This window comes from Bradyrhizobium agreste (assembly GCF_016031625.1).
Classification (GTDB): domain Bacteria; phylum Pseudomonadota; class Alphaproteobacteria; order Rhizobiales; family Xanthobacteraceae; genus Bradyrhizobium; species Bradyrhizobium agreste.
This window is the reverse complement of record NZ_JACCHP010000003.1, coordinates 128,087-145,410: the sequence shown is the minus strand read 5'-3', so window position 1 is coordinate 145,410 and position 17,324 is coordinate 128,087. Positions and strand designations below refer to the sequence as shown.

17 protein-coding genes are annotated in these 17,324 nt (G+C 62.1%); 9 read left to right on the top strand and 8 right to left on the bottom strand.

Translation table 11 applies throughout. The annotated features are described in order from the left end of the window. Positions 1-164: 164 nt before the first annotated feature. Positions 165-1,589: an MFS transporter gene (locus HZZ13_RS05540; protein WP_197958638.1), complete on the bottom strand. Its 1,425-nt coding sequence runs from the start codon at positions 1,587-1,589 to the stop codon at positions 165-167. 108 nt (positions 1,590-1,697) lie between these two features. Here HZZ13_RS05540 and HZZ13_RS05535 point away from each other — a divergent pair, with 108 nt between their 5' ends. The 9 genes from HZZ13_RS05535 (at position 1,698) to HZZ13_RS05495 (ending at position 10,120) form a co-directional block, all read left to right on the top strand. Beyond that, positions 1,698-2,609 (top strand): LysR family transcriptional regulator, encoded by a 912-nt coding sequence (locus HZZ13_RS05535; RefSeq protein ID WP_197958637.1) that lies wholly within the window; start codon positions 1,698-1,700, stop codon positions 2,607-2,609. Positions 2,610-2,945: 336 nt separating this feature from the next. Beyond that, positions 2,946-4,502, top strand: coding sequence for an ABC transporter permease (locus tag HZZ13_RS05530; protein ID WP_197958636.1), 1,557 nt, complete (start codon positions 2,946-2,948; stop codon positions 4,500-4,502). 37 nt (positions 4,503-4,539) lie between these two features. Next, positions 4,540-5,637, top strand: coding sequence for an ABC transporter ATP-binding protein (locus HZZ13_RS05525; RefSeq protein WP_197958635.1), 1,098 nt, complete (start codon positions 4,540-4,542; stop codon positions 5,635-5,637). 133 nt (positions 5,638-5,770) lie between these two features. Next, the gene (locus HZZ13_RS05520) at positions 5,771-6,718 is read left to right on the top strand and encodes an ABC transporter substrate-binding protein (protein ID WP_197958634.1); all 948 of its coding nucleotides are present in this window, start codon (positions 5,771-5,773) and stop codon (positions 6,716-6,718) included. A gap of 45 nt (positions 6,719-6,763) precedes the next feature. Beyond that, complete coding sequence (gene nthA / locus HZZ13_RS05515; protein ID WP_197958633.1) at positions 6,764-7,375, top strand: nitrile hydratase subunit alpha; 612 nt, start codon at positions 6,764-6,766, stop codon at positions 7,373-7,375. Then, positions 7,375-8,019 carry a nitrile hydratase subunit beta gene (nthB, locus tag HZZ13_RS05510; RefSeq protein WP_197958632.1) on the top strand — a complete coding sequence of 215 codons (645 nt, stop codon included), beginning with the start codon at positions 7,375-7,377 and terminating at the stop codon, positions 8,017-8,019. Before nthA ends, nthB begins: the two co-directional genes overlap by 1 nt. Beyond that, on the top strand, positions 8,012-8,479 hold the full coding sequence (locus tag HZZ13_RS05505; RefSeq protein ID WP_197958631.1) for a nitrile hydratase accessory protein: 468 nt from the start codon (positions 8,012-8,014) through the stop codon (positions 8,477-8,479). The genes nthB and HZZ13_RS05505 overlap by 8 nt, the downstream gene beginning before the upstream one ends. After that, a complete protein-coding gene (locus HZZ13_RS05500; RefSeq protein ID WP_197958630.1) occupies positions 8,476-8,682 on the top strand; it encodes a hypothetical protein in 207 nt (68 codons plus the stop codon). Before HZZ13_RS05505 ends, HZZ13_RS05500 begins: the two co-directional genes overlap by 4 nt. A 28-nt stretch (positions 8,683-8,710) precedes the next feature. Then, positions 8,711-10,120, top strand: a complete 1,410-nt coding sequence (locus HZZ13_RS05495; protein ID WP_197958629.1) for an amidase — start codon at positions 8,711-8,713, stop codon at positions 10,118-10,120. On the opposite strand, the gene HZZ13_RS05490 is transcribed toward HZZ13_RS05495, so the two are convergent. From HZZ13_RS05490 to HZZ13_RS05460, 7 genes are all read right to left on the bottom strand, one after another. After that, complete coding sequence (locus HZZ13_RS05490) at positions 10,111-11,232, bottom strand: alpha-hydroxy-acid oxidizing protein (RefSeq protein WP_311972605.1); 1,122 nt, start codon at positions 11,230-11,232, stop codon at positions 10,111-10,113. The two genes, HZZ13_RS05495 and HZZ13_RS05490, sit on opposite strands and share 10 nt — an antisense overlap. 154 nt (positions 11,233-11,386) lie before the next feature. Then, positions 11,387-12,391 (bottom strand): nitrilase, encoded by a 1,005-nt coding sequence (locus HZZ13_RS05485; RefSeq protein WP_197958628.1) that lies wholly within the window; start codon positions 12,389-12,391, stop codon positions 11,387-11,389. A gap of 21 nt (positions 12,392-12,412) precedes the next feature. Continuing rightward, the gene (locus tag HZZ13_RS05480; protein ID WP_197958627.1) at positions 12,413-13,447 is read right to left on the bottom strand and encodes a branched-chain amino acid ABC transporter permease; all 1,035 of its coding nucleotides are present in this window, start codon (positions 13,445-13,447) and stop codon (positions 12,413-12,415) included. After that, complete coding sequence (locus HZZ13_RS05475; protein WP_197958626.1) at positions 13,444-14,310, bottom strand: branched-chain amino acid ABC transporter permease; 867 nt, start codon at positions 14,308-14,310, stop codon at positions 13,444-13,446. The genes HZZ13_RS05480 and HZZ13_RS05475 overlap by 4 nt, the downstream gene beginning before the upstream one ends. A 2-nt stretch (positions 14,311-14,312) precedes the next feature. Then, complete coding sequence (locus tag HZZ13_RS05470; protein WP_197958625.1) at positions 14,313-15,005, bottom strand: branched-chain amino acid ABC transporter ATP-binding protein; 693 nt, start codon at positions 15,003-15,005, stop codon at positions 14,313-14,315. After that, complete coding sequence (locus HZZ13_RS05465) at positions 14,992-15,741, bottom strand: ABC transporter ATP-binding protein (protein ID WP_197958624.1); 750 nt, start codon at positions 15,739-15,741, stop codon at positions 14,992-14,994. The genes HZZ13_RS05470 and HZZ13_RS05465 overlap by 14 nt, the downstream gene beginning before the upstream one ends. A gap of 5 nt (positions 15,742-15,746) precedes the next feature. Then, on the bottom strand, positions 15,747-17,255 hold the full coding sequence (locus HZZ13_RS05460) for an ABC transporter substrate-binding protein (protein ID WP_197958623.1): 1,509 nt from the start codon (positions 17,253-17,255) through the stop codon (positions 15,747-15,749). Positions 17,256-17,324: the final 69 nt, after the last annotated feature.

The following is a 17,324-nucleotide window of genomic DNA, read 5'->3' as shown; positions in this document are numbered from 1 at the left end:
TTGATCTCGAAATGCTGCGCGGCACCACGTCGCGCACGCGATTAACGATAACTCCATAGTTGTCGGAAGAAGCCGGCACTCGGTCCAATCTAATTGGATTCAGCCTTCGGGATCGTCCGTGGGCTCCCATAGTCACTCGAATCAAGAGTTGATCTAGGGGATTCTTAAGTGATCCGTGTGAGCCGGCAGCGGCTTGCCGTGACGGCAGCCGCGAGAGCGGCTGCTGCGAAGCACCCGAACAGCATTGCGAATGGCATTGTGGAGAACGTCCCCGGCGTCACGGGGCCGATTGGCTCCCATGCTCCGCTCAGCGCCGGAGGCGCATTCACGAAGAACTGCAGGCTATAGAAGTAGATCAGGCCGCCGATGCCGGCGCTCACGCTGGCGCCGATCGTTCGCGATAGTTGAAGGAAGGCGGTCGCCCGGCCGATCATGTGGGCGGGTGAACCGAGTTGCAGCGCGACCTGAACGACACCGAGCGTGCTTCCCATGAAGAGCCCGACTCCGCCCATCCAGAAAGCGGTTTCCCAGGGCGAAAGAACCGGCAAGGCAAACGAGAAGCCAAGAAGGATGGTCGCCACGCTGGCCAGACCCACCGAGGGAAAGATCATGGTCCGACCGGTCCGGCGCACCATCTGCCCCGTGATCAGCGACCCGACACCGATGGCACCGAGCAGCGGCATCATGAGGATGCCGATCTCCCTCGGCGACAAAACATAGTGCGCGCGCAAGAGAACGGGCAGGTAGCTGCTGAGGCCGGTGAACAGGAATCCGTAAAGAAACACGATGAGGCCGCCCTTCCAAACAATCGGGGCGCGCAGCAGTCCGAGCGGCAGTAGCGGATCGCTGACGGTGCGTTGGACGACGACGAAACCGGCTGCCGTCGTGACGAAAAGCGTGGACCAACCCAACGCCGCGCCGGAGAAGGCAGCCCCCGACAAGGTCTGTATCAGCATCACGAGACTGGAAATACATCCCATGAGCAAGGTCGCGCCGATCCAGTCGAAGCGAAGTATAGGTGCCGCATGGGCACGATGCATCGGCTTGGGCCCGGGCGCCAGTATCAGCAAGGCCGCGGCAATCAGCGCCAGTGGTGCCTGCATCCAGAAAATCGCGCGCCAGCCGAGTCCGCTAATGAGAAATCCGCCGACCGCCGGTCCCAAGGTGTTGGCTACGAAGGCGATGGCAACGATATAACCTTGAAACGCGGCTCGCTGGCGGGGCGCGATGGTCTGGCTGAGAAATGCCTGCGGCAGTGAGATCAGGCCGCCGCCACCAATGCCCTGAACAAAGCGGGCGAGTGCCAGGGTCACCAGCCCGGTGGACTGCGCAGCAAGCACGCTGCCGACAGAGAAAATCAGCATGGCGACCGTCAGGACGCGGATCGGTCCGAAATGGTCGGCGAGCCGGCCGTAGATCGGCGTCGCCACCGATGCTGCGACGAAGAACGCTGCCAGGATCCAGACAAGAGCCGCATCGGCGCCGATCTGGGCTGCGATCGCCGGCGCGGTGGTCGCCATCACCGACTGCTCCAGTCCTGCGAGCAAGGTGGGCAGCGCGGCCAGCGAAATTGCGACGGCGGGGCGCATGACGGGGTCTCACGGTTTTCAGGTGAGCCGGCCTTGACCGGTTCTTGTGCTCGCCAACCTAGTTGGCTAATCAGCTGAGGGGATATGCCGAATGGAGATACCCACAGCATGGCGCTGGACAGCACGCAGTTGCGCTATTTTCTCGAGGTGGGAACGCTCGGCAGCATCAAGGCGGCAGCCCAGACGCTGCACATTACGCAATCGGCGCTCAGCCGTCGCATGGTCAAGCTTGAAACCGACATCGGCAAGCCTCTGTTTATCCGCTCGCATGTCGGTGTCGAACTAAGTCAGGTCGGCCGGGAGCTGATGCAGCGCGCGATCGAACTGACATCTCTTCTTGAGCAGATCGGTCAGATCGGACAAATGCCATTGCCCCCCGATCAGTCGCGGACGCTGCATCTCGGCATGGTGTCGAGCGCGAGTTCTCTCCTGCTGGAGAAGGTCGTCGTCCGCTTCGCGAAGGTTTGTCCGGACGTCTTCCTGCGCATCGAAGGATTGACAGACCAGCCGCTCAGCGTCCTCGGACTCGAGATCAAGGTGGGACGCTCGGAGACGTCGGATTCCGCTGTCAACTGCACCACGCTTTGGAAGGAGGCGCTGCTGCTCGTGACGTCGCGGACGGCGAAAGTGCGCGAACTGCGGCGGATGACCTTCATAGAAGCCGCCAAGTCGCCGCAGATCAGAAGGGTGGAAAAGCGTATTCTCGCCGAGCACGGTCTGGACCCAAACCGTCGCATTGAGGTGTGGCCCGCCTCCGAGGCGATCCGTATCGTCGATGACAACGCCTACACCATACTGCCGTATTCCCTGCTCGCCGCGCATAACCGGCTGAATGACTTCAAGATCATTCCGGCCAGAACCGAGCGGCTGTCGCTAGACCTGTGCGTTCTGAAGTCGGCGGCCAAGCGTCCAGAGTACCGCGCCCTGATGGCGGTCATCAAAGACGTGGCGAATGAGTTCCTCCGTCACGACAGGAGCGGCTATCTCATAGCGCCAGGATCGCGTCGGACACCTGCCTAGCTCTTGGCCATTGGCCGCCTCGATTTGGTCATTTCCGGATTTTTCGCCCACGCGGTAGGCAGCTCACCATGAGAAACAGGGGGTATGCTCACACAGCATATCCAGCCTGGTCGCTGCCGTATCAGAGTGACATGTCATCAACTTTGTCGCTGGTGAAAGCACGGGAGTCACGTTTTGGCGGCCTTGGTTCGGACAATCTGGCGGCTCGGACCTTGGGGGAGCGGCTTCTGTCTCTTGCTGCTCGCTTTCGTCTATTGGCCGTTCTTCACGCTGATCGGCGGCGCGTTCAAGTCGACGCCATTCGGCGGCACCTTTACGCTCTCCGGCTTCTCGACCGTGTTCGGCAACGTCGCGACTTACCGCGCCTTCGGCGTCTCCGCCCTGTATTCCAGCATTGTACTCGTCATCTCCATTTCGATCGGGCTTGCCTTTGCCTTTGTTACGGCCCGGTCCGCGGCCCGCGCGGCCCGGCTGCTTGTGCCGGCCATGGTGCTGATCGCGGCCATTCCGCGACTATTCTTCGCTGTGAGCTGGGGGATGATCGGTGCGCCGCGCAGCGGCCTCATCGCCAACGTGTTCCAGGCCTTCGGCCGCGACCTTCCCGATTGGTTGACGGTCTACAGTTTCGGTGGCCTCGTCTGGGTGACGGTCTTGAAGGTCTCCGCCGCCGCCTATCTTCTCCTGCTCGGACCGGTGCTGCAGATCGACCGCAGCCTCGAGGACGCCGCCGTCATGTCAGGGGCGAGCCGGGGGCGTGCGGTAATTCAGGTGAGCCTGCCGTTGTTGACACCGGCGCTGGTCGCTGTCGCCATGCTGATGTTCGTCGAGGGGATCCAAATCTACGATTTCCCAGCGTTGCTGGCGGCCCCAGCCGGCATCGAGACTCTGTCAACGGCAGTCGAGGCATATCTCAACAAGGAGACGACGCCGCAATGGGCTTCGGCCACGGCCTTGTCTCTGGTCGTTGTGCTGATGATCACGCTGTTGCTCTTGCTGCAGGCGCGCCTCGTCGGCGGACGTAGCTTTACCTCGATCGTGGGCAAGGCGCGCCAGACAGCTGCGATGGAGCCCTCGCGCTGGGATTGGGCGATATCACTGGCAATCGGACTTTTTCTGGTGCTCGCTCTCCTGTTGCCACTAGCGCAGATGGTCATCGGATCGCTTCAGCCCTACTTCGGCATGTACGGCACTTATACTCTTGCGAACTACAAGGCTATCTTCGCCGACGGGCGCCAGGTCGTCATTCTGATGGAGACTCTGGCAATGTCGACCGTCGGCGGACTATTCGTCATCGCGGTCGCCTTCATTATGGCCTATGTCGAGACCCGCACCTCCCTCCGCATTCTGCGACTTTTCGTCCGCATTGCGTCGTGGGTGCCGGCCACTGCGCCCGGCATCGTGCTCAGCCTTGCCTTCGTGTGGACCTTCGTCAGCACACCCGGACTGCGCACGCTCTACGGCTCCAACATCCTGATGGCCATTGCCCTCGTCGTCGCTCACTTGCCGCTGGCGATCCGGGCCTGCGAGGGTATTGTTGCCCAGGTTAGCCCGGAGCTCGAGGACGCGGCGCGCATGAGCGCTGCGCGGCCGGCGACGGTCATACTCAGTATCACCGCTCGTCTGTGCGCGCCGAGCCTTGCGGCAGCATGGGTGCTCGTCAGCCTGGCGATCGCCGGCGCGTTGGACGTGCCGCTTCTCCTGCAGAGCACCAGAAGCCAGACTGTCGCCACCTACGCCTATTCCCTTTTCAACAATGGCGAGGTGGCGCAGGCCGCGGCCTTCTTCCTGAGCTACCTCGCCTTGTTCCTGCTGATGGTCGCCGGTCTGTATCTCGCAACACGCTTCTACACCTCCATGCGCAACCAGCCCCGAGTTGCCGTCGCCAGCCGCTAGGTCCGGACCTCCCGACGCAAGACCACAGGAAAGAACGATGCTCTTGACCAGCGATACGCCGACGGCGCCCAGCATCTGGATTTCGGCGCTGCGCAAGTTCTATGGGGACACGGAGATCCTGAAGGGAATTGACCTTAAGGTCCCCGTCGGGACCTATCTCTGCCTGCTTGGTCCGTCCGGCTGCGGCAAGACGACCCTGCTACGCTGCATCGCGGGCCTGGAGCACCCGAGCCGGGGTCGGCTGGACCTGCAAGGCCGGACGATGTTTCACGAGACGATGCCCGTTCCGGTGCCTGCGGAGAAGCGCGGGCTCGGCATGGTGTTCCAGCACTATGCGCTTTGGCCGCACTTGAAGGTGTTCGATAACATTGCTTTCCCAATGCGCCAGAAGCGCGCAAGTTCTGGGGAAATCGAAACCCGGGTCTCGGACCTCGCCGACCTGATCGGGCTCCGCCCTCTTCTCGATCGCTTCCCGGGCCAGTTGTCCGGTGGACAGCAGCAACGCGTTGCGCTGGCACGCGCGCTCTGCATCGAGCCGTCGATCTTGCTGCTGGATGAACCGTTGTCGAACCTCGACAGCGGCCTTCGCAATCAGTTGCGACGCGAGTTGCGCAACATCCATGATCGCCTTGGTATGACGAGCGTGATGGTGACGCACGACCAAGACGAGGCCATGGCGCTTGCCGACATGATCGCAGTTCTCCACGAGGGCGCGGTTGTACAATACGGATCGCCAGCCGAGGTATTGTTCGAGCCGGCAACGCGCTACGTCGCGAGCTTCGTCGGCTACGACAACATGCTCGAAGGCATCGTGACTGATCTGGCCGCGGGGCGGACCACGCTCGATCTCGACGGTACCCGCGTAACGATGCAATCGTCGGGGCGGTTCGCGATCGGGGAGCGGCTCGCGATCGCTCTGAAATCACGGGATGTCAGCCTGACGAGCGCACCGCGCGGGAACCACATCGCAACCACCGTCGGCCGGGTCACACGGCTCGGTTCGTCTCTTGAGATCGAGATCAGGGCGGCTGACCAGCCGCTGCTAGTCACGCAGTCGGCGGATGCCGCTCCCGCACCGAAGGCGGGCGAGCACCTTTTCCTTCAACTTCCAGATACCGCACCGCTCCTCCGTTGATCGGAGGCAAGCCATGAGAGAGGGCATCAGAATGAACCGACGTGATTGGACAAAAGGCCTTTGCCGCGGGGCGGTCGCGCTTGCCCTGGGGCTGAATGCTCACTCAGCGGTGGCGAGGGACGATGCCGCCATCATGAAGCCGCTCTATGACGCCGCGGTGGCCGCCGGCGAGCGCGAAGTCGTGGTCTACAACCCGAACACCAGCGCCAATACGCCGATCTTCGCCGCATTCTCCGCGCGGTTTCCAACCATCAAGGTTGTGGGTGTCGATCTCTTTGGAGCGAAGCTGACGAGCCGGCTGGAAGCCGAGGCAGCGTCTGGCCAAGCGGCCGGTGACATTGTGTACACCACGTCTAACGACATGCCGGAATACGCCGACAAGGGCTTCCTGGCCAGCTATGCGCCCGAGACGACCGCCGGCCTCGACGAAAAGTTCGTCGGCACGAACAGGATGTGGTTCGACTGGACGCTCACCGTCAGCGGCCCATTCTACAACAAGAGCTACGTCAAGCCCGCGGACGCACCGAAGAGCTGGCGCGAACTCGCCGATCGCAAATGGAACAAGCAGATCTCCATCTCCACGTTGCAGAGCGTGTCGGGCACGGGGCAAGCGTTGACGGCACTGACCATCGCCGGCAAGCTGGACCGGGCCTGGTTCGAGGGCCTCGCCGCCAACCACCCCATTGTCTCGCAAGCGAACGCCCAGGCAATCCAGGCGGTGGCATCCGGTCAGGCCACCCTTGGTCTCGACGTGCCCTATCATTTCTTCAAGGCGGCAGCGAAGAAGGGAGCGCCCTTCGAGTTCATCTTCCCCGAAGAAGGCGTCATCTCGATTCCCCTCAACGAGGCCATTCTCGCCAAGGCGCCTCATCCGAACGCCGCCAAGCTGTTCGCGACCTGGCTGTTCAGCGCCGAGGCTCAGGCGCTACTCGCCGACATCGGTATGCAGGGGACCATGCCGGACGCGCCGAAGGTCGCCGGTGCTCCCCAAGGGCTCGTCTTCAACGTCATGGACTGGCGTACGCTTATCAGCAAATATCCGGCGCAGTTGGAGATGTACAAGCAGGTCTTCGCAAATTGAGCCGTTCGCCTGCCGACGAAGATCGCCACGAGCTTGGAGAACCCCATGTCCGATGAGGAATTCACCGATCCGCCTGCCGAGTTTGCCCTGCGCGTCAGAGCGCTGGAAACTCTGTTGTCGGAGAGAGGCATCATCGATCCGAAGGCGGTCGACGAATTGGTCGACATCGCGGAAAATCGTATCGGTCCCAAGATCGGCGCGCGGATCGTGGCACGCGCCTGGGTCGACCCCGACTATCGCCGCCGCCTGCTGGAGCGGGCGGAAGACGTCACCGCGGAGCTGGTCGACATCACCGGGGCCAACATTGTCGTACTGGAGAACACCGATTTGGTGCACAACGTCATCGTCTGCACATTGTGTTCGTGTTATCCGTTTCGGCTACTCGGCAGTTCACCCGGCTGGTACAAGTCGCCAGCCTATCGCTCCCGCATCGTGCGCGAACCTCGGCAGGTGTTGCGGGAATTCGGGTTGGAGGTGCCGACGGAGCGAGAGATCCGGGTCTGGGATTCCAACGCCGAGTTGCGTTATCTCGTACTGCCGCAGCGCCCGGTCGGGACCGAGGGCTGGACCGAGGACGCTCTGGCTCAACTCGTCACCCGGAACTCGATGATCGGCACCGGCGTTGCGTTGACGCCGGACGCTGCGGGATCACGCTGATGGACGGCATCCACGATATGGGAGGGATGCACGGCTTCGGGCCGGTCGATCCCAACTACGAGACGGTGTTCGAGCGCGAAGAGTACAAGCGAATCTACGGCATCAACATGCTGTCGATCCTGCAGCGCGCCTACAACATCGACAAAACCCGCTACTACATGGAGAACGTCTCCCCGGCGGTCTACCTCACGACGCCATATTGGGAGCGTTGGCTTGGCATGATCGAACGGCTATACGCCGAACTCGGCGTGACGCCGGAGGCAGCAGAAGTGGCCATTCCGGATGCGATGCTTATTCCTGCCGACAAGCTATGGCCCCGATTCAAGGCGGCGAAGGTGCCCGCTCCTCCGGCGCTGCCCGCGCCGAAGTTTGTAACAGGAATGCTGATCCGAGCACGGCGGGATGCCCCTGCGACCCACACCCGGCTGCCCCGCTACGTGCGCGGCTGTATTGGCCGGATCGAACAATACATGGGCATCTTCCGATTCGCGGACGCCTTTGCGTCCGACCGATCGGAATTCCAGCACGTCTACTCGGTCCGCTTCGATGGCGCGGAGATGTGGGGCAGCGCTTCGGAGCCGAACACTTGCGTGCGGATTGAACTGTATGAGAGCTATATCGAAGGACGCGTCGATCATGACTGACGCAATGTCCACTGCGCGCTTCGCGCCCGACTTCGGCGAGCAGAGTTTCGACGACCCCTGGCAGGCAACGCTGTTCGCGATCACGGTTCGCACGAGCCAGGCTGGGCATTTTTCCTGGACGGAATGGGGCGAACGATTCTCGGCAGGACTTGCCCGCCATGGCGACGCGCTGACATCCGAGGCTTATTTCCAAACCTGGATCGACACCTTCTGCGACCTGGTCGGTCGTAAACTCGCCATCGACGAGGCGAACATCCGGGCGACCATGGAGGACTGGCGACGCTCCTATCTCGTTACGCCGCACGGCCAGCCGGTTGTGCTGCGGCGCGATCTGCCCGCGACAATAATCGATGCGTGCCGGCCAGCGCACCACCATCACTACCATCACTCGAATCCGGCGGTGCTTCCAGGCCCCATCTACGTTGATCCAGCGCTTCCGCCGGCGGGAGGACGCTCTTGAAACAAGACGATAACCCGCCGGCCACATTGGCGGCGCATGATTTCGGCTGGCTTCTCGACAGAGCCGGTGCCTCCGGCCTCGACGCCGCCGACCGTGCCGCACTCATTCCGGGCTTGCTATTCATGGAGGCCAAAATCCAGTTGATACGCCGCAATGCGGCCGTCAGCCGTAGCGGTCTCAACGAAAGCCCGGTCTTCGAATAATCAGCGTCCCGCCCGCATTCGAGGTTTCATGGAACAGACGATCCTGTCCGACCTAGACACGTTGGCCAAAGCCTCCGCCGCCCTCGAGAGTGGCGCAATCACCTCCTTGGAACTGACCACCGCCTGTCTGAAGCGGTGCGCGGCGATGGAGCCGACGCTGCACTGTTTCATCACGCTCATGCAGGACCAAGCGCTTGCCATGGCGCGCGCGGCCGACTCGCTGCGCCGCGGCGGTGCGGCGGTTGCCCCGGTTGCTGGCATCCCGCTTGCCGTCAAGGACATCATCGACGTCGCCAGTGTCCGCTGCACCGGGCATTCGCGGCTCTACGCCGACCGCGTCGCTCCGCGCGATGCGACTGTAGTGGCGGCTCTGCGCGCGGCGGGAGCGGTCATTCTCGGCAAGGTCACGACGAACGAATTCGCCATCGGAATGCATGACGAAACGGCGCTGGCTCCAAACGCCCGTAATCCATGGAATACAGCGCATTCGCCGGGCGGCTCCTCGTCGGGATCCGGCGCGTCCGTTGCGGCAGGCGAGGTCTTCGGCGCACTGGGCACGGATACCGGCGGCAGCATCCGAGTGCCCGCGGCTTTCAACGGCATCGTGGGCCTCAAACCATCGCGCGGGCTGGTCAGCCATCGCGGCGTCATGCCCCTCTCGAAAACCATGGATAACGTCGGCCCGATGGCGCGTACTGTGGAGGACGTTGCTATCCTCCTCGATGCGATGTTGACACAGGAGGACGCAGCGGTCGCCGGGCGCTCACGGGCGGAGAAGAGCTTTCGTACCGCATCGGAAGCTCTCCCGCCTACCGCAGGCTACGTCCGAGTCCGCGACTTCGACGACCTCCTGCCGGCCGCGCAACGGCGCGTTCTCGACGAGGTGGAGACGCTGCTGCGTGCGATTGGTGTCACTCCGCGCGCGACGGAGATTCGGGGTATTGAGGAATTGGATGCCATCAGTGCCGTGATCGCTACCTGCGAAAGCTGGCACTACCATCGCGAACGGCTATCCGCTTCGCCGCAGCTTTACGGCCGCGATGCCAGGCTGAAGCTCCACCTCGGTGCCCTCGTGTCGGGCGACGATTATCTCTTGGCCATGGCGCGCCGAGCTGAGCTTGTCGCCTGCTTCGAAGCGACCATGGGACCTGCGGACATTCTGCTGCTGCCGACAACCTTTGGTCCGGCCCCAGCCCTGGCAAAGCCGGCGGCACCGGTCAATTTCGCACATTGGTCGCGCGTCGGTCCTACCGCGTTCGCCAATGCCCTTGGAGGCCCCGCGCTCGCGCTACCCTGTGGAATGGCCGGTGGATTGCCGCTTTCGGTTCAACTGATTGGCCGTTATGGCTGCGACGCAGCTGTTCTGGCCATCGGCCGCGCGCTGCAAGCAGCGATCGCCACATCGCCGCTCGCGGTGCCTATGGCCCCTCACAATTGAATGAACTGGCGATCAAGACGTTCGGCCTCTGGACAGCCGACGAGTGCGAGCGTCGTATCAACTTCGGCAGTGAGGATTTCAAGCACGTGGCTTGCCCCTTGTTCGCCCGCAGCGGCGAGCCCATAAAGGATGGCACGTCCCAACAACACCGCTTTGGCACCGAGCGCCAACGCCTTTACCGCATCGGCTCCGCGGCGTATGCCGCCATCGACGAGAAGCGGAGGCATCGCATTCTGGTTCGAGATTTCCGCCAACAAATCTATCGGCGCCGGAACGTCCTCGATCTGCCTTCCGCCATGATTGGACAGAACGACGGCATCGACGCCAAGTTCCCGGCATCGCCTTGCGTCGGTCGAAGTCATAATGCCCTTCACGATGAGGATACCCGGCCATGCGTCGCGGAGCGCCTGAAGATCCTCCCAGCAGAAACTGGCATCCATCTGCCGACGCATCAAGGCGGCTTGTGCGTTCACGTCGGTTGCGTCAGGCCTGGCAAAATTTGCGAGCTGAGGCAAGCCATGGCGGATTTGGTTGAGCGCCCACCTCGGATGCGTTACGGCGTCTAGAACCGATCGGCGAGTCTGACGAAAGGGAATCGCAAATCCGTTTCGCAGATCACGCTCCCTTCTGCCATTGACCGCAACATCAACGGTGAGAACCAGAACACGGTACCCCGCGTCTTTGGCCCTGCGAACAAGCTGCTGCGCTAGATCTCGCTGCACGACGTAAAGCTGGAACCACAGATCACCGCCCGCCCGTTCCGCGACGTCCTCAATTGTCGCGTTGGACGCAGTCGAAAGTACAAACGGGATCCCGGCGCTGCGAGCAGCCCGGGCTAACGCTACATCGCCATCAGGCCACAGAGCACCATTCAGGCCGGTCGGTGCGACCACAAAGGGCGTTGGAAGCGTCCGTCCGAACAGAGATACGGACGAACTGCGCTGGCTGACATCGACAAGCCGCCGAGGCGCAAAATTGATCGCCGCAAAAGCTTTGAGGTTTCGGTGCAAACCACGCTCGCTTTCGGCTCCTCCATCAAGATAGTCGAACACCATTCGTGGAAGGCGACGCCGAGCCAGGCTTCGATAGTCGTCGACGTTAATCGGGGTCACTGTAAGCCCTCAAGCCACACCGTTCTTGTCATAAGGGCAACTCCACACGGCTTAAGCGAGCATATCGCGACCGCTCGCGACAAGGCTGTCGAAATCAGCGGGGTGAATTCGCTCGCCAACTACCCCTGCCTTCAACCAGTATCGCGCAATCCGGTCAAGTCTCGGTGAAAGTGACCGCCGCATTCTCGTCTTCGCTGAAGCTGACGCTCGTGCGACGCGGGCTGCGGTTGACCATGAGACGCACGACGTCGCCGCGGGCGTAGTGCCCCGTGGGGTCGTAGGCCGCTTTGGCGATTGCAATCATCGACAGGTCTACGTCAGCATAGAGGATGCCTTCCTTGTCCTGCGGCAGATGCTCGCACATCGGCTGGCCATCGGGACCGAAAATCATCGAATAGCCGCCACCTGGCTTCGCTCCCTCCGCGTTCAGCAAATCGACCCTTTCCGGTGTATCGCAAAGCATGTCGAACATATCTTGGCCAGTAATTGCTGTGGCATGCAGGACGAAGCAACCTCCCTCCAGCGCGTAGATCTGGCTGGCAGCGAGATTCACCTCATGGCCCAACGCGTAGGCCTTGCCGCGATACAGTGTGAAAGATGGCCAAGACGCCACGTGAATTTGCTCGTTCATCGCGTACATGGCGTATTTCGTGAGCGGCTGAATGTGCTCGGCACAGCACAAGGCTCCGAGGCGTCCGACGCTGCTTTCGACAACGCGGAAATCAGACCCATCGCCTTCGCCATAGAGCGTACGCTCGACGTGGGTCGGCTTGAGCTTTCGGCGCTTGAAAATGATCTTTCCCGCATCGCTGATGAAAACCTGACTTAGGTAGAGCGTTCCGCCGTCGATTTCGGAGAAGCCCATCACGACGTTGATTTTGGCTTCGGCGGCGGCCGCACAGAGCTCGAGGATCTCGGGCCCATCGGCGCGCAGCGAATTGGCGTGATAGCGGGGCACAAACTGCATTCCCCAAGCCGGCGTCCCGAGCCAAAGCCACCAGGGATAACCCGGAATCCAGACCTCCGGGAACGCCAGCAGCTTCGCCCCCGCTGCACCCGCCTCCCGGATGAAACCAATCGCCTTGGCCACGGAGGCTGGCGCATCCATGAAGACCGGCGCTGCCTGAACGACTGCGACTTTGAATTTCGTGTCCTGCATGCGAGTTCTCCGAGCAAGGTTTTAGGTTTGAGGGAATGACGCGGATCGGTCCAGATCGGATCCGGCCATGCGCCGGCGTATTCGGAACGGATCAAGGCGCCACTTTTCCGGAATGAGAGAAACCGCCCCGCCCGGGGCTGTCACCATGGTCAAGATCGCAAGCAGCCCGACCCCGATGAAGTACCAGGCGCCATAGCCTGCAAAGGTCTCGCGAAGCAGGAAATAGACGATCGTGCCGACGATTGGGCCCTCCAGCGTTCCGATGCCCCCGAGAACGGCAATGAAGATCGCTGCGGCGGTCCAGTTCAGCGAGAAAGAGGCATCCGGCGTGACCTGAAGCGTATTCATGTACGACACCGCACCGGCAAGCCCTGAGATGACGGCGCACAGCACCCAAAGCGCGATCTTGGCGCGGGCCACCGGAACGCCACTTGCCAACGCGGCAGGTTCGGAGTCACGCACGCTCATCAACGCAAGTCCCAGCGAGCCGCGCAGCACTTGCCGGCTTACGACCAGCGATCCGACACCGACCAACAGCGCGGCCCAGTAGACTCCCGCATTGCGCGTCCACCGATCGATGTCGCTCATCGCTTCGAGCGGCATCCCGCCTCCGGCGCCCAGCGATGGCGAATTCAACGTTAGTATCCGCATCATCTCAGCAAGGACCCATGTACCGACCGCGAAGTAAGCACCGCTCAGACGGAACATCGGCCAAGCTGAAACGGCCGCGAAAACGGCCGCGAAAACGGCTGCGGCAGGCAGCAGTAAAAACGGGTTGAGGTGTAGCTCGTTCGAGAGCGCGAAGAGTGAATATGCGCCTACGCCTACAAAGACGTGCAAGCCGATGGCGACCAGGCCGCCATAGCCTGCCAGCAGATTCCAGGCGAGCGCGACAGCGAAGAGCGTGAAGACTTCGACGAGCAGCCGCTGCACGGCGAACGTCGACAGCCAGGGAATCGAAACTACAAGCGCAGCCACAATGAGGAGCCCGGCGCTTACGGACATCCGCACCAACGCCGTCCTGAAATTCGCACTCGACACGGTGACCGCGGTCATGACGACGCCTTTCCGAACAGCCCCTGGGGACGAGCGAGCAGAGCCACGAGGAATGCGAGATGACCGAAGAAAGGACCGAGGCCGGAGGCGATCTTCGCCCCGAAAAGCTGCGCGATGCCGATCACGAGGCCACCGAACAAAGTCCCCCAGATATTGCCAAGCCCACCAAGCACGACTGCTTCGAACGAATAGAGCAGCCGTTCGGGCCCTGCCGTTGGCGAGAAGGGCGTCCTGAGAGCGTAGAGCACGGCTGCGACACCGATCATCGAAAAGATGAGCCCGGTCACAATCCCGAAGAGACGGCGATCATTCACACCCACCAGCCGCGCGGTCCCGGGATCATCCGATACGGCGCGCGCCTGACGCCCGAAATGGGTGTGACCGACCAGCCAATGCGTCGCACCGAGCAGTGCGATGCTTGCGAGCGCAGAGAGCAAGGGAAGAACGCCAATGGAAACGCCAAGAACGTTGAACCCGAGACCGGCCAGATCGCCTGCCTGCAAGCTCCGCGTGTCGGCAGTGAACATCTCCTGAAGAACGTTCTGCAAGACGATGGAGAGGCCGAATGTGAGGAGAAGCGGAGCCAAAGCATCTTTTCCGACGACACGATTGAACAAAATGATCTGAAGGATCCAGCCGAGCGCGAACATCACCGGAATGACCACGAGCAACGCGGTCAAGGCACCGATGCCCGCTTCGCTCATGACGACACTGGTCAGATAGGCCCCGACGACGATCAGATCGCCATGGGCGATGTTGATCATGCGCATGACGCCGACGCTCAGACTCAGGCCAAGCCCGAACAGCGCATAAAGTGCTCCCAGCATCAGCCCGTTTAACAACGTTTCCGCCGCGATCTGCATGATCAATCTCCAAAATACGCGGCCGATACGCGAGCGTAATCGGCTGTCTTCGAGATGCCCTCGAGCACGACGTTTCCCTTCAGCATGCAGTAGTACCTGGACGATTTGGAGAGCGCGCGACGCACATTTTGCTCGACAAGGACCACCGCCATGCCCTCCTCGATGACGGTGCCGAGCAGCTCGTAGACCGTCTCGACCGCGACCGGCGAAAGGCCGAGCGATATCTCGTCGCAGAGAAGGAAGTCGGGGTTCGTGACGAGCGCCCGGCCAACTGCCACGAGCTGCTGCTGACCGCCGGAAAGCGCCGTGGCGGGACGAGCGCGCAATCTCTGGAGAGCCGGTAGTTCCCTATAGAGACGATCTGGCGTCCACGTGCCTCGACGGCCGTTTCGCGCGGCGAGAAGCAGATTCTCCTCAACGGTCAGGCTCGGAAACAGCCGGCGGCCTTCCGGAACCAGCGCAATTCCACGGCTCAGCTGATCTATCTCGGCGGAGCCACCGACCGGCTTTCCGTCGAGCAGCACGCTCGGAGCCGCAACCGGGACGGAGCCGACGATGGCACGAAGCAGCGTCGACTTGCCGGCGCCGTTCGCACCAATCAGAGAAACGACCTCGCCGCGTTCGATCGCAAAGTTGATGCCGAACAAGGCCTGAAACATGCCGTAGTTGGCATTGAGATGCTCAGTGCGCAGCATGGGACGCCTGCTCGTCGAGATCGGATCCGAGATATACGTCGCGAACTTCGCGGCTGCTCATGACCGCGGTGGGCGCCCCGTCGCCGAGCAATCGTCCCTCCGACAGCACGAGCAGGCGATCGGCGGACGAGACCAGCGCATGGACAAGATGCTCGATCCAGATCACGGTCACCCCGACTTTGTGGATCGCGGTGACGAGTTCGAGCAACTCTGCGACCTCCGCGTCCGTCAGCCCGCCCGCGACTTCGTCGAGCAGCAGCAACCGGGGTTCGGTTGCAAGTGCCCGGGCCAGTTCAAGCCGCTTGCGCTGGAGCAAGGTCAAGCGGCCGGCTGTCGTGTCGCCGAGGCGCTCGAGACCGCAACGAACGAGTGCTTCGCGTGCCTTCTGCTCGGCTCGTCTGCCGTGCAGAGCAGCCCCGAAGGTGGCCGCCACGAGCGCGTTCTCGAACACGGTCATGCCCTGGAACGGTTGGGGGATCTGGAATGTCCTGCCGACGCCGGCGCGGCAGCGCGAATCGGCGCCGAACGCGGTGACGTCTTGCCCATCGAAATAAACCGCGCCGGAATCGCAGCGAAGGTTACCGGAGATCAGGCCGAACAGGGTGGTCTTACCCGCTCCGTTCGGCCCGATGACTCCGACGAATTCGCCTGCCCGAACCTGAAGCGTCAGGCCAGGGATCACGACCATGTCGCGATAACACTTGCTGACGTCCCGCAGTTCGAGCAACGCGGTCATCGCGGTCAGCTCTTCAGGAGCTCGAGCTTGCGCTCGGCCTTGATCTCTGGCGCCGTGCTGTTGCTGGTGATGTAGAGGTGCGGCTTGCCGCCATCCTCGACATGCCACTGCCCGCCGACCACCCGGATCTTCGAGACATTGGCGATCCCGCTTGCGCCGAAATCGAGATTTCCGATAACCGTATCTGTCTTGAGCTTTCGCAGGCCCTCCACGAGCTTGTTGGGGGATTTCGGATCGCCACTTGCCTTCAAAGCTTGTACGCCGGCCTCGAACAAGGCGTGCGCGACGCCGATCGGCTGCGTCCACTCCCGCTTCGTGGCCGCCTGGTAGGCAGCAGCAAGCTCGGTGGCGGTTTGCCCGGTCAGGCTCGAGCGGAACGGGTAGCTCGGCAACCACCAGATTTCCGTGGACATACCCTCCGCGCGCGGACCCAGCGCCGCCACGCCGCCCGGGAAGAGCAACGCCTTCGCGATGGTGCAAACCTTCGGCTTGAATCCCATCTGGGCAGATTGATTCAGGAAGGTTGCCCATTCCGGGGGATTGAACAGGCCGGTGACGATCTCCACGCCTTCCTTCTTGAAGGCCTGGATGTGGGTCGAGAAGTCGTCGGCCCCCACCGGGAAGCGGCCGATGTCGATAATTTTGTAGCCCGCCTTGGCGAAGGCGCCCGGCATGCCGAGCTTCAAATCGCCCATGGCGTTGCCGGGAACGTCATTCGAGAAGACGGAGCCGACCACCTTGTTCGTGTCCGCGTCCTTCCAGATGTCGAGATAGACGGCCGCAATGTCCTCGATCCCCCAGAAGAAATGAAACACGTTCTTGAAGCCCTTGGCCGGGTCGCCCTTCATCGGGAACATCCACGCCTGCCACGGGCCCATCGTCGAGATGCAGGGCACGCCGTTAAGCTCACATTGCTGCGATACGCCCGGACCAATCGAGACCTGCGCGAGCATCAAATCGATGTTCTCCTTGTTGATCAGCTCGGCGGCGAGATTGGACTGCCGATCCGGGCTGCTCTGATCGTCGCGCGCGATGATCTCGACCTCGTATTTCGACCCTCCCACCGATAGCCCGCCGGCGAGCGACTTTCTGACCTGATCGAGAATGAAGTCGTCCGCCTCGGCAAACGGCGCGAACGGCCCGGTCTTCGGACTGATGTAACCGATGCGAATCTTCTTGTCCGCGGCGGCCCACGCGCGGCCGGTCGAGCCTAGCGTCGCCCCCGCCGTCAATGCGGCGGCGGCCTTGAGAAAGTCGCGTCGCGCGGGGTCGGCAATACCGGTCTCGGGGACAAGACTGGAGTTAATCTTTGAAGCCATGAATGCTCTCCGATGCAAAGATGCTGACCGAATTGACGGGCCACATTGGTCAGCTCTGTCGAAGGCGGCTTGGTTCGGACGGAACAGAAACTTGTCTGAAACGGCTAGACGAGGTCCCCGCACCGCGGGAAAGCAATCCGGGCCAACCCGGGAAATTGGCACATTTCGTGCTTGATCGGCTCCGAAATTGAGCAATAAACTTCACACGGACGGATGATCCTGTCAGTGATCTACCGCCGAAGGGGCACCCAAGAACCCCATCGT

Bases quoted from the DNA above. Each gene is read 5' to 3' on its own strand.
- HZZ13_RS05540 (WP_197958638.1), bottom strand. From the start codon at position 1,589: ATGCGCCCCGCCGTCGCAATTTCGCTGGCCGCGCTGCCCACCTTGCTC.
- HZZ13_RS05505 (WP_197958631.1), top strand. From the start codon at position 8,012: ATGACTGACGCAATGTCCACTGCGCGCTTCGCGCCCGACTTCGGCGAG.
- HZZ13_RS05520 (WP_197958634.1), top strand. From the start codon at position 5,771: ATGAAGCCGCTCTATGACGCCGCGGTGGCCGCCGGCGAGCGCGAAGTC.
- HZZ13_RS05475 (WP_197958626.1), bottom strand. From the start codon at position 14,310: ATGCAGATCGCGGCGGAAACGTTGTTAAACGGGCTGATGCTGGGAGCA.
- HZZ13_RS05535 (WP_197958637.1), top strand. From the start codon at position 1,698: ATGGCGCTGGACAGCACGCAGTTGCGCTATTTTCTCGAGGTGGGAACG.
- HZZ13_RS05465 (WP_197958624.1), bottom strand. From the start codon at position 15,741: ATGACCGCGTTGCTCGAACTGCGGGACGTCAGCAAGTGTTATCGCGAC.
- nthA (WP_197958633.1), top strand. From the start codon at position 6,764: ATGTCCGATGAGGAATTCACCGATCCGCCTGCCGAGTTTGCCCTGCGC.
- HZZ13_RS05480 (WP_197958627.1), bottom strand. From the start codon at position 13,447: ATGACCGCGGTCACCGTGTCGAGTGCGAATTTCAGGACGGCGTTGGTG.
- nthB (WP_197958632.1), top strand. From the start codon at position 7,375: ATGGACGGCATCCACGATATGGGAGGGATGCACGGCTTCGGGCCGGTC.
- HZZ13_RS05470 (WP_197958625.1), bottom strand. From the start codon at position 15,005: ATGCTGCGCACTGAGCATCTCAATGCCAACTACGGCATGTTTCAGGCC.
- HZZ13_RS05495 (WP_197958629.1), top strand. From the start codon at position 8,711: ATGGAACAGACGATCCTGTCCGACCTAGACACGTTGGCCAAAGCCTCC.
- HZZ13_RS05525 (WP_197958635.1), top strand. From the start codon at position 4,540: ATGCTCTTGACCAGCGATACGCCGACGGCGCCCAGCATCTGGATTTCG.
- HZZ13_RS05485 (WP_197958628.1), bottom strand. From the start codon at position 12,391: ATGCAGGACACGAAATTCAAAGTCGCAGTCGTTCAGGCAGCGCCGGTC.